At 72.9% G+C, this 14,667-nt stretch carries 15 protein-coding genes; 8 read left to right on the plus strand and 7 right to left on the minus strand.

Annotated elements, in window-relative coordinates:
* Nucleotides 1-253 precede the first annotated feature (253 nt).
* Nucleotides 254-766 carry a hypothetical protein gene (locus ACFWM7_RS01740; protein WP_383253807.1) on the plus strand — a complete coding sequence of 171 codons (513 nt, stop codon included), beginning with the start codon at nt 254-256 and terminating at the stop codon, nt 764-766.
* A gap of 50 nt (nt 767-816) precedes the next feature.
* On the opposite strand, the gene ACFWM7_RS01745 is transcribed toward ACFWM7_RS01740, so the two are convergent.
* The gene (locus tag ACFWM7_RS01745) at nt 817-1,470 is read right to left on the minus strand and encodes a response regulator (RefSeq protein WP_383253910.1); all 654 of its coding nucleotides are present in this window, start codon (nt 1,468-1,470) and stop codon (nt 817-819) included.
* Nucleotides 1,471-1,618: 148 nt separating this feature from the next.
* Here ACFWM7_RS01745 and ACFWM7_RS01750 point away from each other — a divergent pair, with 148 nt between their 5' ends.
* From ACFWM7_RS01750 to ACFWM7_RS01765, 4 genes are read left to right on the plus strand one after another with little or no spacing between them, the layout of a single operon-like run.
* Nucleotides 1,619-2,602 carry a Bug family tripartite tricarboxylate transporter substrate binding protein gene (locus ACFWM7_RS01750; protein WP_383253809.1) on the plus strand — a complete coding sequence of 328 codons (984 nt, stop codon included), beginning with the start codon at nt 1,619-1,621 and terminating at the stop codon, nt 2,600-2,602.
* A complete protein-coding gene (locus ACFWM7_RS01755; protein ID WP_383253811.1) occupies nt 2,599-3,138 on the plus strand; it encodes a tripartite tricarboxylate transporter TctB family protein in 540 nt (179 codons plus the stop codon). Before ACFWM7_RS01750 ends, ACFWM7_RS01755 begins: the two co-directional genes overlap by 4 nt.
* 3 nt (nt 3,139-3,141) lie before the next feature.
* Nucleotides 3,142-4,671 (plus strand): tripartite tricarboxylate transporter permease, encoded by a 1,530-nt coding sequence (locus ACFWM7_RS01760; protein ID WP_383253813.1) that lies wholly within the window; start codon nt 3,142-3,144, stop codon nt 4,669-4,671.
* 13 nt (nt 4,672-4,684) lie between these two features.
* Complete coding sequence (locus tag ACFWM7_RS01765; protein ID WP_383253815.1) at nt 4,685-6,178, plus strand: trifunctional class I SAM-dependent methyltransferase/NUDIX hydrolase/VOC family protein; 1,494 nt, start codon at nt 4,685-4,687, stop codon at nt 6,176-6,178.
* Between the two features lie 276 nt (nt 6,179-6,454).
* On the opposite strand, the gene ACFWM7_RS01770 is transcribed toward ACFWM7_RS01765, so the two are convergent.
* Complete coding sequence (locus tag ACFWM7_RS01770; protein WP_383253817.1) at nt 6,455-6,964, minus strand: DUF402 domain-containing protein; 510 nt, start codon at nt 6,962-6,964, stop codon at nt 6,455-6,457.
* A complete protein-coding gene (locus tag ACFWM7_RS01775) occupies nt 6,948-7,865 on the minus strand; it encodes a GNAT family N-acetyltransferase (protein ID WP_383253820.1) in 918 nt (305 codons plus the stop codon). Before ACFWM7_RS01775 ends, ACFWM7_RS01770 begins: the two co-directional genes overlap by 17 nt.
* A gap of 70 nt (nt 7,866-7,935) precedes the next feature.
* Here ACFWM7_RS01775 and ACFWM7_RS01780 point away from each other — a divergent pair, with 70 nt between their 5' ends.
* Nucleotides 7,936-8,310 carry a GntR family transcriptional regulator gene (locus ACFWM7_RS01780; RefSeq protein ID WP_383253822.1) on the plus strand — a complete coding sequence of 125 codons (375 nt, stop codon included), beginning with the start codon at nt 7,936-7,938 and terminating at the stop codon, nt 8,308-8,310.
* Nucleotides 8,311-8,372: 62 nt separating this feature from the next.
* Here the strand turns inward: ACFWM7_RS01780 and ACFWM7_RS01785 are convergent, their stop codons facing one another.
* Nucleotides 8,373-9,467, minus strand: a complete 1,095-nt coding sequence (locus tag ACFWM7_RS01785; RefSeq protein WP_383253824.1) for a DUF5925 domain-containing protein — start codon at nt 9,465-9,467, stop codon at nt 8,373-8,375.
* Nucleotides 9,468-9,699: 232 nt separating this feature from the next.
* On the opposite strand from ACFWM7_RS01785, the gene ACFWM7_RS01790 reads away from it, so the two are divergent.
* Together ACFWM7_RS01790 and ACFWM7_RS01795 are read left to right on the plus strand one after the other, a co-directional pair.
* Complete coding sequence (locus ACFWM7_RS01790; protein ID WP_383253825.1) at nt 9,700-10,503, plus strand: SGNH/GDSL hydrolase family protein; 804 nt, start codon at nt 9,700-9,702, stop codon at nt 10,501-10,503.
* A gap of 296 nt (nt 10,504-10,799) precedes the next feature.
* Nucleotides 10,800-11,063: a hypothetical protein gene (locus tag ACFWM7_RS01795; RefSeq protein WP_003970092.1), complete on the plus strand. Its 264-nt coding sequence runs from the start codon at nt 10,800-10,802 to the stop codon at nt 11,061-11,063.
* Nucleotides 11,064-11,117: 54 nt separating this feature from the next.
* On the opposite strand, the gene ACFWM7_RS01800 is transcribed toward ACFWM7_RS01795, so the two are convergent.
* The 3 genes from ACFWM7_RS01800 to ACFWM7_RS01810 all read right to left on the minus strand — a co-directional run bounded on the left by ACFWM7_RS01800 (nt 11,118) and on the right by ACFWM7_RS01810 (nt 14,638).
* The gene (locus ACFWM7_RS01800) at nt 11,118-12,314 is read right to left on the minus strand and encodes a CaiB/BaiF CoA transferase family protein (RefSeq protein ID WP_383253827.1); all 1,197 of its coding nucleotides are present in this window, start codon (nt 12,312-12,314) and stop codon (nt 11,118-11,120) included.
* Nucleotides 12,315-12,387: 73 nt separating this feature from the next.
* Nucleotides 12,388-13,680, minus strand: a complete 1,293-nt coding sequence (locus tag ACFWM7_RS01805; RefSeq protein WP_383253829.1) for a type ISP restriction/modification enzyme — start codon at nt 13,678-13,680, stop codon at nt 12,388-12,390.
* Nucleotides 13,681-13,828: 148 nt separating this feature from the next.
* Nucleotides 13,829-14,638: a GntR family transcriptional regulator gene (locus ACFWM7_RS01810; protein WP_383253833.1), complete on the minus strand. Its 810-nt coding sequence runs from the start codon at nt 14,636-14,638 to the stop codon at nt 13,829-13,831.
* Nucleotides 14,639-14,667 lie beyond the last annotated feature (29 nt).

A 14,667-nucleotide genomic window follows, 5' to 3' on the forward strand; every position in this document is an offset into this window, starting at 1 on the left:
CCAAGGACTTGCCCAGGCTCTTCCCTCCTTGGTCCTGGGAACAGCTGTGCAACAAGGCGGAGAGGCGCTCGCGAATGCTCTTGCCGGGTGGGCGGGCTGAGAATGACGCGGCCAAAGGGAGCGGCAGTGGCTGGGGGTTCATGAGGCCTCGCTGAAGCCGGTGATGCCTGCCTGATGGCCCAAGGCCGGGAGGCCATCCGGCAGGATGTCGAACGGTGAAGGGCGCGGAAGCCCGACGGGGGAGGCGGAGGTCATGGTCGACCGGTGGGGCGAGGACGAGGCGGAGCCGGACGAGCGGCTGCCGCTGGAGTACGCCGTGCTTCCCGCGCAGCGGCGGCTGTGGCGGTGGATCGCCGGGGGGTGGCTGGTGACCTACGCCCTCGCCGCCCTGTATCTCGGTGCGGGCAGCGGGGCCGCGCTGCCCCTGTGGGTGGCGGCTCTCGTCTGTCTGCCCGTGGCGGCAGGGGCGGTGCAGTCCTGGCGCAGGTCCGCCGGAAGGACCCGTATCGACGAGGACGGGGTGGCCACCGGAGTCTGGCCCGCCCGGCAGGTGTGCCGCTGGGAAGAGATACGGACGGTCACCACCGTACGCACCGGCAGCGGGCCGAGCGCCCGCACCTTCATCCAGCTCGTACGGGAGGACAGCCGTGCTGTGACGCTCCAGGCCCCCGTCGACCTGGCCGAGGACCCCGACCACCGCTTCCGGCGCGCCCATGCGATCGTGCGCCGCACCTGGCAGGAGAGGGGTGCCGGCAGCACCTCCTGAGGGCGCGCTTCGGCGGCGTCGCGCGGGTGGCTGTGGCACCTTGTGACGCCTCAGCCCTTCCAGCGGTACCGCCGCTCCGGCCGCCCCGTTCCCCCGTACCGCAAGGTCACCTCCGCGCGTCCCGTTCCGGCGAACCACTCCAGGTAGCGGCGCGCGCTCACCCGGGACAGCGTCCCCGCCTCGGCGCACTCGGAGGCGGACAGGCCCCCGGGGTGGTCGCGCAGGGTGCGTTCCACCAGGTCGGCCGTGGGGGCGGCCAGGCCCTTCGGCAGCTCGCGGGAGCCGGGCGGGCGGGTGCCGAAGATCTGGTCGACGTCCTCCTGGCGGGCCTCTCCCAGCTCGTCCAGGCGGGTCCGCAGCGAGGCGACATGGCGCAGCTGTTCCTGGAGGGCCGAGCGGTTGAACGGCTTGATGAGGTAGTGCAGCGCCCCGGCCCGCAGCGCCGCCCGGATCACCCCGGCGTCCCGGGCCGCCGTGATGAACAGGGCGTCCGTGCTGGAGCGTGAAGCGTCCTGTTCCTCCGCCGTACGCAGGGCGCGCAGTACGTCGATCCCGTCCATGTCCGGCAGGTAGATGTCGAGCAGCACCAGGTCGGGGCGCAGTCGCTCGGCCGCCCGCAAGGCGTCGGCGCCGTTGTGCGCCACCCCGACCACCGTAAAACCGTCCATGGCGGACACATAGCGACCGTGCAGCTTCGCCACCATGAAGTCGTCGTCCACCACCAGCACCGTTGTCACGCCGCCACGCTAGGCCGCGACCTCAATGACCACAACGTCCGTTGATACCGGAAGAGAGACAGCTTCTTAACGCGCAGGCAACATGTGGGCCACTTCACAGCGAAAGGCGGAACCTGTGCGACTGCGCACTCCCCTCGCCCTGTTCGGGGCCGCGTTGCTCGTGGTGGTGGGGCCACCTCTGCTCTCCACCGACGACGGCTCCGACACCGGCACTCAGATTCCCGGGCTCCGCTTCATGGTCCCCAACACCCCCGGCGGCGGCTACGACATCACCGCCCGCACCATGGCCAAGAACGCCGAGGACGCCGGACTCACCCACAACATCGAGGTGTTCAACCTGCCGGGCGCCGGCGGAACGGTCGGCCTGACCCGGCTCGTCGGCGAACACGGCAACGGCAAGCTCGCCCTCTCCATGGGCCTCGGCGTCGTCGGCGCCGTCCACACCAACAAGTCCCCGAGCACCCTCGCCGACACCACTCCGATCGCCCGGCTCACCGAGGAGCCCGACATCGTGGTGGTTGCCAAGAACTCGCCCTACCGCACCATCGCCGACCTCCTCGCCGCCTGGAAGAAGGACCCGGCCCGCGTCCCGGTCGGCGGCGGGTCCTCGCCCGGCGGCCCGGACCACCTGGCCCCGATGCTCATGGCGCAGGCCGCCGGGATAGCCCCGAAGACGGTCAACTACGTTCCGTTCGACGGCGGCGGCGAACTCCTCGCCTCCATCCTCGGCAACAAGGTCGGCTTCGGCGTCTCGGGCCTCGGCGAGTACCGCGACCAGATCGAGGCGGGCGAGCTGCGGCTGCTCGCCGTGACCGGCCCGAAGCGGGTGCCCGGCCTGGACGCCCCCACCCTGCGCGAAGCCGGACTCGACACCGAGTTCACCAACTGGCGCGGCATCGTCGCCCCGCCCGGCCTCTCGGACACCGAACGCGACAAGCTCACCGGCCTCATCCGCAAACTCCACGCCTCGAAGGAGTGGAAGGAGTCGATGAAGACGAACGGCTGGGACGACGCCTTCCTCGCCGGTGAACCCTTCGGCGACTTCCTCGACGAGCAGGACCAGCGCGTCGCCACCGTCCTCAAGGAGCTGGGACTGTGACCACCGAATCGCCAGAATCCGCAGGTGCGAGCGGGAACACCACCCGCGCCTGGCTGCGTGAACGCTCCGAACTCGGCGTCTGCGTCCTGCTGTTCGCCCTCGGTGTGCTCGTGCTCACCGACGCCCTCACCATGGACGTCGACATCGCCCAGCGCGGTCCCATCGGGCCCCGCACCGTCCCGTTCGTCGTCGGCGCCGGGCTCCTGCTGGTCGGGGCCCTGCTCGCCGTCGACGTCCTGCGCGGCGGACGCGGCGAGGCCGAGGGCGGCGAGGACGTCGACCTCGACGAACCCGCCGACTGGCGTACCGTCCTGCTGCTCACCGGGGTCTTCCTCGCCGCCGCCGTCCTGATCGGCCCGCTCGGCTTCCCGATCGCCGGGGCGCTGCTCTTCTGGGGGGCCGCCTACGCGCTGGGCAGCCGCCACTACGGCCGCGATCCGCTCATCGCGGCCGGACTCTCCCTCTTCACCTACTTCGTCTTCGACAACCTGCTCGGTGTCCCCCTTCCGGGCGGCCCGCTGATGGGGGTGCTCTGACCGATGGATTCCCTCAACTCCCTCATCGACGGCTTCGGTACCGCGCTCACTCCGATGAACCTGCTGTGGGCCGCGATAGGCGTCCTGCTCGGCACGGCGATCGGCGTGCTCCCCGGCATCGGCCCGGCGATGGCCGTGGCGCTGCTGCTCCCGGTGACGTACGGACTCGACCCGACCGGCGCGTTCATCATGTTCGCGGGCATCTACTACGGGGCGATGTTCGGCGGTTCCACCACCTCGATCCTCCTCAACACCCCCGGGGAGAGCGCCGCCGTGGTCGCCGCGATCGAGGGCAACCCGATGGCCAAGGGCGGGCGCGGCGCACAGGCGCTCGCCGCCGCCGCGATCGGCCACTTCGCGGGCGGCATGATCGGCACGATCCTGCTGGTCGTCCTCGCCCCGACCGTCGCGTCGCTCGCCATCGGCATCGGCGCGCCCGACTACTTCGCCATCATGGTGCTGGCCTTCATCGCCGTCACCTCCGTCCTCGGCGCGTCCCGCATCCGCGGCATCGCCTCGCTCCTCATCGGCCTCACCATCGGCCTGGTCGGCCTCGACCAGATGACCGGTCAGCAGCGCCTGACCTTCGGCTCGCTCCACCTGGCCGACGGCGTCGACGTGGTGATCGTCGCGGTCGGGCTCTTCGCGATCGGCGAGGCCCTCTGGGTCGCCGCCCACCTGCGCCGCTCCACCGGCAAGCCGATCCCCGTCGGCCGCCCCTGGCTCGGCCGCGCCGATCTGAAGCGCACCTGGAAACCCTGGCTGCGCGGCCCCGTCATCGGTTTCCCCTTCGGGGCGATCCCGGCGGGCGGCGCGGAGATCCCCACCTTCCTCAGTTACGTCACCGAGAAGCGGCTCTCCAAGCACCGCGACCAGTTCGGCAAGGGCGCCATCGAAGGCGTCGCCGGACCCGAGGCCGCCGCCTCCGCCTCCGCCGCCGGCACCCTCGTCTCGATGCTCACCCTCGGGCTGCCCACCACCGCCGTCGCCGCCGTGATGCTGGCCGCCTTCCAGCAGTACGGAATCCAGCCCGGCCCGCTGCTGTTCGAGCGTGAACCGGAGCTGGTCTGGGGGCTCATCGCCTCGCTGTTCGTCGGCATGGTGCTGCTGCTCGCCCTCAACCTGCCGCTCGCCCCCGTCTGGGCGAAGCTCCTGCGGATCCCGCGCCCCTATCTGTACGCGGGCATCCTCTTCTTCGCCGCCGTCGGCGCGTACGCGGTCGGCGGCGAGTCCCTCGACCTGGTGATCCTCCTGGTCATCGGGTTGATCGGGTTCGGGATGCGGCGTTACGGGCTGCCGGTGCTGCCCGCCGTCATCGGGGTGATCCTCGGCCCGGCCGCCGAACAGCAGCTGCGCCGCGCCCTCCAGATCAGCGACGGGAGCGTGACCGGGCTCGTCAACACCCCGTTCTCCGTCACCGTCTACGCGATCGTGGTGCTGATCGTGGCCTGGCCGCTGATCGGCCGGCTGATCGTAGGGCTGCGCGGTGGCCGGAAGGGGGCAGAGGAGAACCGCACTGTCAGTGGCGGCTGAGAGCATCGGCACCATGACCACGATCGACTGGGACGCGATGGCCGGATCCTTCGACGAGGAGCCCGACCACGGCCTCCTCGACCCCGCGGTGCGCGACGCCTGGGCCGGGCGGCTGGAGAGCTGGCTGCCCGCCACCCGCGGCGATGTGCTGGACCTCGGGTGCGGCACCGGCAGCCTCTCGCTGCTCGCCGCGGGTCAGGGCCACCGCGTCACGGCCGTCGACCGCTCGCCCCGCATGGCCGATCTGGCCCGTGCCAAGCTCGCCGGGACCGGTGCGGAGGTCCTCGTCGGGGACGCCGCCCGGCCCCCGGTCGGGGAGCGGGCGTTCGACGTGGTCGTGGCCCGGCACGTCGTCTGGCTGCTGCCCGACCCGGCGGCCGCCCTGGAGCACTGGTTCGGCCTGCTGAAGCCGGGCGGGCGGCTCGTCCTGATCGAAGGGGTGTGGAACGGCACCGGCCTGTCCGCCACCACGCTCACCGCCCTGCTCTCCACGCACACCGAGCGCATCCACCACGAGGACCTGGCCCCCGACACCCGGCTCTGGGGCAAGGAGGTCGACGACGAGCGCTATGCGCTGGTCGCCCGGGCGATGCCGCCGCACCGGCACACCGAGGTCGTCGACGTCCATCTGATCCTGCGCCGCGGCCCGGACGTCCTGCTGGCCCGTCGCGCGAACACCGGGTATGCGGACGGACTGCTCCACATGCCCTCCGGCCACGCGGAGGACGGCGAGGACGTCCGCGAGGCGATGATCCGGGAGGCCGCCGAGGAGATCGGCCTCGATCTGGACCCCGACGAGCTGCGGGTCGCCCTCGTGATGCAGCACCGGGGCCCCGGCGGCGGGGCGCGCATGGGCTGGTTCTTCGTCGCGGAGTACGACCCGGAGCGCCCGCCGCGCAACGCGGAGCCGGAGAAGTGCTCCGAGCTGGCCTGGTTCCCGCTGGCCGCGCTTCCGGACGACATGGTGGCGTACTGCCGCGCGGGCCTGGACGGTTACCGGGCGGGCGAGCACTTCATGATCCACTGGCACCGGGACGGGGAGCCGATCGCGTACGTCCCGGGCGGTGTCGGGCGGGCCGTCACGCTGCCCGCCGCCTGCGAGACCACCGGCCGGGTGCACCACATCGAGCTGTGGGTCGCGGACCTCACGGCGGCGGAGCGCAGTTGGGGCTGGCTGCTGGGCCGGCTCGGCCATGTCCCGTACCAGCACTGGGCCCAGGGCCGCAGCTGGCGGCGCGGCGACGCGTATGTCGTGCTCGAACAGTCGCCGGACCTGACCGCCGGCGGCCACGACCGCCGCCGTCCCGGGGTCAACCACCTGGCGTTCCACGTCGGTGACCGGGCCGCCCTGGACGCCCTGACGGCCGAGGCCCCGGCGTACGGCTGGCGGCTGCTGTTCCCCGACCGCCATCCGTACGCGGGGGGCCACGGGCACTACGCCGCCTATCTGGAGGACCCGGCGGGGCATGAGGTCGAGCTGGTCGTCGGCTCCCGGCCGCGCCCCTGAGCGGGGGCCGACGTGTTTTCGGCGCGCTGTCCGTGATGGACTGACGTGCGTTCACCGAGGCCATGGCGGTCCTGGCGACCGTCATCGCGGCGGCGACCATGGTGTACGCCAAGGTTCCCCGGCTGGCCCGCCCTGACGGGCCCGGCACGCCGCCACAAGGCTGAGAGCTGTTCCACCGGAGCCGGAGCCGGAGTCCGGGCTCGCCGACCGGGTGGTGCAGGCTGCCGCGCCGGTCAGCCGGGGGAGTGGCGTGACCGGCGCCCCCCGCCGCGCCGGTCAGCCGAGAAGACCGGCCAGCCCCTCGGCCCGGGCCAGGGTCTCCAGTTCGTCCAGGGCCGAGGCCGCCGCCCCGGCCGCCGCAGGGTCGCGATCCGCCAGACCGCTCTCCTCGAACTCGTCCTCGTCCAACCGCAGGACGGTCGAGCCGTCCGCCGACACCCACAGGTCCAGGTCCAGGTCCTCGACCGCCAGCACCCCGTCCGCGAGCACGGCGGGCCGGGTGATGTCGCAGTACCAGCCCTTGAGGCCGCCTTCGCCGGTGCGGACCTCCTTCACCGCGAACCACCGGTCCCGCCAGTAGTGCTCGGTGAACACGTCGCCCGGCTCGAACCGGACGAAGCCGAAGTCCCGCACCCCGGGCGCGGCCCACGGTGCCCGGACGGTGACGCGGACGCCGTCGTCGCGGACCAGCTCCGCCGGATACCTGATCTTGGTGCGGCCCGCCTTGGTCAGCGTGACCACCAGCTCGTCCGGACGGCCCGGCCGGGGCTCAGAGGGTGCGAACATGGCGGATCTCGGTGGCGCAGACGGTGTAGCCGAACCACTCGTTGACGGCCAGCATCGGGCCGTTCCCGGTGTCGTTGGACGTGTAGGCGTCCGTGTAGCCGGCCGCCCGCGCCCGGTGCAGCGAGTCGTTCTTCGCCAGCTTCGCCAGGCCCCGCCCCCGGAACTCCCGCAGGGTGCCGGTCATGCCGCTCAGATACGTCCGTTCACCGTCGGTGGTGGCCGCGCTGAACGCCGCCACCTTCCCGTCCACCAGCGCCACCGACGTGAGCCCCTGGTCGAAGGCCGGGTGCCGCCAGGTGTTCGCCAGCCAGTCCTCGTAGTCGTCCAGCTCGGAGGCGATGTCACTCGGCTCGTCCGCCGTCACCTCCACGTCCGCCTCGAACAGCGGCCGGGGATCGTCGGCGAAGTCCGCCCCGGTCCGCAGCTCGACCCCCGGCGGCAGCTCCTGACGCGGCGGCAGGGTGCCGCCCGCGAGGTCCAGTCGCTGGAAGTGGGCCGAGCGCTTGGGCTCGTAGCCCCGCTTACGGGCGAACTCCAGGCTCTCCGGGTTGTCCAGCACCCACGCGTACAGCACCGTGGCCCCGACCCCGGCCAGGTGTTCCTCCGCCGTGCGCAGCAGCAGCGAGCCCGCGCCGCGGTTCGTGCGGCCGGGGAGCGTCTGCGGGGTGAAGTAGCCCTGCCCCGGCTCGGGGCTCTCGTGGGCGATGCCCGCCTGCGCCGTCGCGATGATCTCGCCGTCCTCCTCGGCGACCAGCAGCCGGTAGTGCTTGTCCGGATGGGCGTGCGTCAGGTCGTGGACGACCTGTTCGGGGGTGGCCACCATCCACGGGACCGAGGCCCGGCGGACCCGGGTCCAGGCCTCCGCGTCGGACGGGCGGAAATCGCGCACGATCACAGTCATGCGGTGGACCGTATGCGCAGCCGCGCCCCGAACGCCTCCCCTTTTTCCGCCGGTGGGGGACAATCGGTCCGTGACTGAGAAGATCGTCCTCGACCCGGACTCCGGCATCGCCCCGTACGAGCAACTGCGCACGCAGCTCTCCGAACTGGCCCGTTCCGGCGCGCTGCCCGTAGGCCACCGGCTCCCGACCGTACGCGGCTTCGCCGAGGAGCTGGGCCTCGCCGCCAACACCGTCGCCAAGGCCTACCGGGCCCTGGAGGCGGACGGGGTGATCGAGACCCGGGGCCGTAACGGAACGTTCGTCGCGGCCGCCGGGGGAGCGGCCGAACAGCGGGCCGCGACCGCCGCGCAGCTGTACGCGGAGACCGCCGAGCGGCTCGGCCTCACCCGGCAACAGGCCCTGTCGCTGGCCAAGGACGCGGTACGGGCCGCGTACGGGGGCTGACCCCGCACCTCGCCCGTAACGCCTGGCGTCAGCGGTCCAGCCCCGCATCCGCACACCTGAGGTCAGAGGTACAGCCCCGCATCCGCCCCCGCGTCCTGCTTCGGCACCGACGCGGGGCCGAAACCCCGGCGCAGCGCGTACAGCTCGGCCAGGGAGTTGCCCTCGCGGCCCACCCCTTCGTCCGTGCCCAGCCAGGCCACCGACTCCTGGCGGGTCAGCGGGCCGACCTCGATCCTGGCCAGGCAGCGGCCGGGCCGGACGACCGCCGGGTGCAGCCGCTCCAGGTCCTCGTTCGTGGTGACGCCCACCAGCACGTTGCGGCCCTGGCCCAGCAGGCCGTCCGTCAGGTTCAGCAGCCGGGACAGCGCCTGGCCCGCCGTGTGCTTGGCCTCGCCGCGGATCAGCTCGTCGCAGTCCTCCAGGAGCAGCAGCCGCCACCGGCCCTTCGCCGTGCCGTCGTCCTCGCCGATCGCGATGTCCATCAGATAGCCGACGTCGTTGAAGAGCCGCTCGGGGTCCAGCACGCAGTCGACCTGGCACCAGTCGCGCCAGGAACGTGCCAGGGTGCGCAGCGCGGACGTCTTGCCGGTGCCGGGCGGCCCGTGCAGCAGGAGCAGCCGGCCCGCGATGTCGTCCGGCGTCACCTTCATCAGCCGGCCCATGGCGTCGGCCACCGGCGCGGTGTAGTTGGGGCGGACCTCGTCCCAGCTGCCGGCGGTGATCCGGCGGGTGGTGCGGAGCGGGCCGCGGCGCGGCGAGACGTACCAGAAGCCCATGGTCACGTTGTCGGGCTGGGGCTCCGGCTCGTCCTGCGCCCCGTCCGTGGCCCGGCCGAGGACCTGCTCCGCCAGCTCCGCGCTGGTCGCGGTGACGGTGACGTCCGCGCCCCGGTTCCACCGGGAGGCCAGCAGGGTCCAGCCCTCGCCCTCCGCGAGCGTCGCGCTGCGGTCGTCGTCACGGGCGGTCCGCAGCACCCGGGCCTCCGGGGGCAGCAGGGTCGCCCCGGACTTGACCCGGTCGAGGGAGGAGCTGTGGGAGTAGGGCTGCTCGCCCGTCGCGAAGCGGCCGAGGAAGAGCGCGTCGACGACGTCGGACGGTGAATCGCTGTCGTCGACGGTGAGCCGGATCGGCAGAGCGGATTCGGGAGAGTCGGGCATGGCGCTCATGATCCGGCACGGGGGCACCGCGTGCACCCGGGTTTCGCAGGCTCGTGCGGGGCGGGCGAGCCGTGGCGGCCGACGGGGCGACAGCGGGCGGTCGGCGAGCGCCCGTTGAACCGCCGGGGGCGGACGGAAGCACTCCGGGCCTATTTTTGGCATGGACACTTCCGGTCGGGCGGAGGCGCTGCTACTACGGAGTAGGCAGATACCCCCTGCTCAAGGAGGTTCCATGAAAATGTCCAGACTCGTGGCGTTCTCGTCCTCTCTCCTGCTCGGCGCCGCCCTCGCCCTGACCGGTGCGGGGGTCGCGAACGCCGACTCGTCCGCCGCGGCCGTCGACTATGTCGCCCTCGGCGACTCGTACTCCTCCGGCGTCGGAGCCGGCAGCTACGACGGCTCCAGCTGCAAGCGCAGCAGCCGCGCCTACCCCGCCCTCTGGGCGGCCGCCAACTCCCCCTCGTCCTTCGACTTCGCCGCCTGCTCCGGCGCCAGGACCAACGACGTCACCGGCAGTCAGCTCGGCAGGCTGAACGCCTCGACCGACCTCGTCTCGATCTCCATCGGCGGCAACGACGCGGGCTTCGCCGACGTCATGACGACCTGTGTCCTGCAGTCCGAGGCCACCTGCCTCAACCGGATCGCCACCGCGCGCGCCTACGTCGACTCCACCCTCCCCGGCAGGCTCGACTCCGTGTACTCGGCCATCCGCTCCAAGGCCCCCTCCGCGCAGGTCGTCGTCCTCGGCTACCCGCGCTTCTACCAGCTCGGCGGCGGCTGCATCGCCGGTCTGAGCGAGAAGGAGCGCGCCGCCATCAACGGCGCGTCCGACCACCTCAACACGGCCACCGCCAAGCGGGCGGCGGACCACGGCTTCACCTTCGGCGACGTCCGGACGACCTTCACCGGACACGAGATCTGCTCGAACAGCTCCTGGCTGCACAGCGTGAACTGGCTCAACATCGGCGAGTCCTACCACCCCACCGCCGCCGGACAGTCGGGAGGCTATCTCCCGGTCTTCAAGTCCGCACTCTGACAGGCACGTTCCCCTGACAGGCACGTTCCTCTGACAGGCACGTTTCCTCCGCCCGGCCGCCCCTGCGGGAGTCCTCGACGGTCGAGGCCTCCCGCTTCGGGGTTGAACGACGGGCGACCCAAGGGGCAAACCTGCCGAACTGTCCCAAGTCGCCCTGGAATCGCGCGAATTCGATAACGGGCCGTCAATCTCCGTATATGTGTGCGCAATCGTGTGGCCGGGATACACGGGTGTCACCGCGGGACGATAGGGTTAACCTGCCCGGACCGGGTGCCCTCGTACGGGTGGGGAGTGACATGGAACAGATAACGGTGCGAAGCAGGCCGCGTGTGCCTGCCATCACATGCGGGAGCGGTGCGACCAGTACGCGCCTCGACCGCCATCTCGCGGTGCTCGGCGGCCCCGTCGTCCCGCAGCGCGAGTCGGCCGAAGCGACGCTGCTGATGCGTGAGCTGACCTCGCGCGACGCCGCGCACACCCGCCGGAGCAGGAGCGCCCGCGTGTCGCTCTTCGCGCCGCTGCGGCGACTGCGGCGCTCGCTCTTCGGCAGCCGCCGCTGACCCACGGCCCGGCTCGCCCGCCCCGGACCGGCCCACCGCTCGGGACGGACCAGGTCAGGCGACCACTCCGTCCCGGCGCAGCACCGATGTCTGCTCGTCCGTCATCCCCAGGGCTCGCAGCAGTGCATCGGTGTGCTCACCCAGCGCCGGTACGGCGCCCATCCGCGCCTCCTCGCTCCCCGGCAGCGTGATCGGCGGCAGCAGCGCCCGCAACGGCCCCACCGGTGAGCCCACTTTCCGCCACCGGCCCCGCGCCGCGAGCTGCGGATGCGCCGCCACATCGGCCACCGTGTTCAACCGGGCACAGGCGATCCCCGCCGTCTCCAGCCGGGCCAGCGCCTCCTCGCCCGTCAGGCACGCCAGCGCCCGGCCCACCGTCTCGTCGGTCCGCTCCCGGTTCGCGGTCCGCGCCGCGTTCGTCGCGAACTCCGGATCCCCCGCCAACTCGGGCCGTCCCAGCACCTGTTCCGCCAGCCGCCGCCACTCCCGGTCGTTCTGCACGGAGAGCAGCACCTGCTCGCCGTCGACCGTGGCGAACGCGTCGTACGGGGCGATCACCGAGTGCGCAAGACCGGTACGCGGCGGGGGCGTGGCCCCGTGCATCCCCTGGTGCAGCGGGTGGCCCATCCACTCGGCCAGCGCGTCCAGCATGGAGACCTCCACGGGGCCGCCCCGCCCGGTGGTCGCCCGCCTCAGCAGCGCCGCGAGCACCCCGGAGAACGCGTACATGGCCGCTGCGATGTCGGCCGCCGGAACGCCCGCCTTCACCGGCGCTTCCGCCGTCCCGGTCACCGAGACCAGACCCGCCTCGCACTGGACGAGCATGTCGTAGGCCCGCTTGTGCGCGTACGGCCCGTCCGCCCCGTACCCGGAGATGTCGACCGCCACCAGGCGCGGGTGCGCGGCGCAGAGCGTGGCGGCGTCGAGCCCGAGCCGGGCCGCCGCCCCCTGCGCCAGATTCTGTACGAACACATCGGCTCCGGCGACGAGTTCACGGACCACCGCGAGGCCGCGCGGGTCCTTCAGATCGACGGCGAGGGACTCCTTGCCCCGGTTGCACCAGACGAAGTGCGAGGCGAGACCGCGCGCCGCCGTGTCGTAGCCGCGAGCGAAGTCGCCGCCGTCCGGGCGCTCCACCTTGATGACCCTGGCTCCGAGGTCGGCGAGCTGCCGGGTGGCGAAGGGCGCGGCGACCGCCTGTTCGACGGCCACCACGGTGATGCCGTCGAGGGGGAGTGGCAATGTGTTCATGCCCCCGTGCATACCTGCTGACCGGCGCTTTCGCCACTCTCTCCGCCACCCGGAGGCCCCCAGGGCTTTTTCGCTACAGCAGCGCGAACTGCCCCTCCGGGCCCTCCTCCTGGTGGCCGAGCACCGATGCGGGACGCCGAGCCGCAGCCGGGACCGGCAGCACGCCGGCCGCCCGCAGGTCGGCGCGGCTGATCAGCGGCCCCGCCTCCAGCGCGGCCCGCAACTCCTTCCGGGGCCCCGCGGTGCCGTCCAGCAGAGCCAGTACGGTGATGAGTTCGAGCAGCTCCGAGGTCCACTCCCGGGGCCAGCCGCGCGCACCGACCACGTCGAGACCGTCCGGGGCCGCTCCCTCCGGCACCCGGCCCGCCGCCGCTGCCGCCCGGCGGCCGAACCAGAGCTCCAGCACCCGCACCCCGCCCACCGTGAACTCCCAGGCCGCCGCGGGCACCGGCGAGATCCGGCCGTCGCCGACGATCAGCGCCTCGTCCTCGGCGTCGTACGACAGCTCCGTGGGGCGGGCCGGGAGGGCCGCCCGCACATAGGGCCTTCGCCCGCCCGGCAGCCGGGGCCGCTCCCCGCCCCGGGCGCCGCGCAACTGGAGCCGTAGCAGCTCCCGGCCGAGCGCCACCCCCGACGACCACACCTGGGCGTCGGCCGGCAACGGGACCTGGGGTCCGGTGGCGGAGGGACGGGCGGCGGCCAGGACCCAGGCCAGCACCGCTTCCGGGGTGAACGCGTCCGGGCCCGCCCCACCGCCGAGCCGCTCGCGCAGCAGCTCCAGGAGCCCCGGCGCGAGGTTGGGTTCCGTGCCGCCGGGTCTGCGGTGGAGCGGCCTGATCCGGCCGGGCCGGCCGGCGGGGGAGCGCCCGTCGGGCAGCAGTGCGGTCACCGACAGGGCGGGCCCGGCGTCCTCGGGGGCGGCGCTGTGTTCGACCGCGAAGAGCTGCTGCTCGTCGGCGACCCGCCACAGCTCCGGACGGGCCGCGTCGATCAGCCGGTGGTCGGGGAGCAGCCACTGTTCGTCGTAGGGGCCGTGCTGGATCCGTACGGGGTCGGGGCAGGGGCCCGGCGTCCGGGCGAAGCGGGCCGTGCCGGTCGACTGGCCGGGCAGGGCGGCGACCGAGGTGTGCGGCGTACGGGAACGGGTGGGCGCGAACAGCCGTTCCTGCTCGGCGGAGTCGGCGGCGGCCAGCCGTTCCCAGCGGGTCCGGAGCGCCACGGGGTCGGGGCCGCTCACCCAGGCGCGGCCGGTTCTCAGCGGCCTCGACGACCACGGCATCAGCTCGTCCAGCGGGACGAACGCGTCGAGCGGCGAGGACTCCGTGTCCCCGCCGGATCCCGCCGCCGCCGTCCTGCGCGCTGCCACCGAGCCGTCCCTCCCCTTTCCGGTGTCCCGTTTCCCCTGCCCGCCTTGACCTGTCGGCCGAGGCCCTTCGCATCGTAACGGCGGGCGGTGTCCCCGTGGGGCGGGGTCAATGCGGGGCGGTGTCCCCGGGGCCGGTGCGGGGCGGGGGTCAGTGGGCCTCCACCGTCACGGAGAAGGAGAACCGGTCGCCCCGGTAGCGGATCCGGGCCACGTCCACCACGCGCCCCTCCTCGTCGTACGTCACGCCCGTGTAGTGCAGGATCGGGCTGAGCAGCGGGACCTGGAGGAGTTCGGCGGTGACGGGGTCGGCGAGGCGGGCCTCCACCGTGTCGGTGATCCGGGAGATCCGCACCCCTACGACGTCGCGCAGGACCTTGGTCATCGGCCAGCGTTCGAGGTCGGCCACGTCGATCCGGGCGGCGATGTCGGGGCGCACCGCGTTCTCCGCCCAGTTGGTGGGCTCGTCGCTCTCGCCGTCGCGGCGCAGCCGCCGGTAGCAGGTCACCTCGGCGCAGTCGGGGAAGAACTCCGCGAGATCGCCGGGCAGCGGCACCGGGCCGTGGCCGAGAACGGTCGTCGCCTCCCCGGACTGCTGGGCCACGATCGCGTCGACCGAACCCAGCAGCCGGACCGGGGAGACCCGCCGGGCGCGCGGCTCGATGAACGTGCCGCGCCGCCGGTGCCGGCTGATCAGCCCCTCCGTCTCCAGCTCCTTGAGCGCCTGGCGCATCGTGAGCACGCTGACCCCGTAGTGCGCGGCGAGCTGCTCCTCGGTGGGCAGCCGGGCGGAGGCGTCCTGCGGGCGGCCCAGTATGGAGGCCCGCAGGGACTGGGAGACCTGGTACCAGAGCGGCAGCTTCCGGTTCAGGACGAGGGAGTCGGGGGCGAAGGCGGGCGGATGGCGTGGCTGTTCCGCCGCACCGCTGTCGGCCCCGTCCCGCTCATGGCGCTCGGTCATGTCGTCCCCGTCCCGTCCTGTCCCGCCCC

Source organism: Streptomyces sp. NPDC058375, assembly GCF_042723425.1.
In the GTDB taxonomy this organism is placed as follows: Bacteria; Actinomycetota; Actinomycetes; order Streptomycetales; family Streptomycetaceae; genus Streptomyces; species Streptomyces durocortorensis.

Bases quoted from the DNA above. Each gene is read 5' to 3' on its own strand.
- ACFWM7_RS01740 (WP_383253807.1), top strand. From the start codon at position 254: ATGGTCGACCGGTGGGGCGAGGACGAGGCGGAGCCGGACGAGCGGCTG.
- ACFWM7_RS01745 (WP_383253910.1), bottom strand. From the start codon at position 1,470: ATGGTGGCGAAGCTGCACGGTCGCTATGTGTCCGCCATGGACGGTTTT.
- ACFWM7_RS01760 (WP_383253813.1), top strand. From the start codon at position 3,142: ATGGATTCCCTCAACTCCCTCATCGACGGCTTCGGTACCGCGCTCACT.
- ACFWM7_RS01765 (WP_383253815.1), top strand. From the start codon at position 4,685: ATGACCACGATCGACTGGGACGCGATGGCCGGATCCTTCGACGAGGAG.
- ACFWM7_RS01770 (WP_383253817.1), bottom strand. From the start codon at position 6,964: ATGTTCGCACCCTCTGAGCCCCGGCCGGGCCGTCCGGACGAGCTGGTG.
- ACFWM7_RS01775 (WP_383253820.1), bottom strand. From the start codon at position 7,865: ATGACTGTGATCGTGCGCGATTTCCGCCCGTCCGACGCGGAGGCCTGG.
- ACFWM7_RS01785 (WP_383253824.1), bottom strand. From the start codon at position 9,467: ATGCCCGACTCTCCCGAATCCGCTCTGCCGATCCGGCTCACCGTCGAC.
- ACFWM7_RS01790 (WP_383253825.1), top strand. From the start codon at position 9,700: ATGAAAATGTCCAGACTCGTGGCGTTCTCGTCCTCTCTCCTGCTCGGC.
- ACFWM7_RS01795 (WP_003970092.1), top strand. From the start codon at position 10,800: ATGGAACAGATAACGGTGCGAAGCAGGCCGCGTGTGCCTGCCATCACA.
- ACFWM7_RS01800 (WP_383253827.1), bottom strand. From the start codon at position 12,314: ATGAACACATTGCCACTCCCCCTCGACGGCATCACCGTGGTGGCCGTC.
- ACFWM7_RS01810 (WP_383253833.1), bottom strand. From the start codon at position 14,638: ATGACCGAGCGCCATGAGCGGGACGGGGCCGACAGCGGTGCGGCGGAA.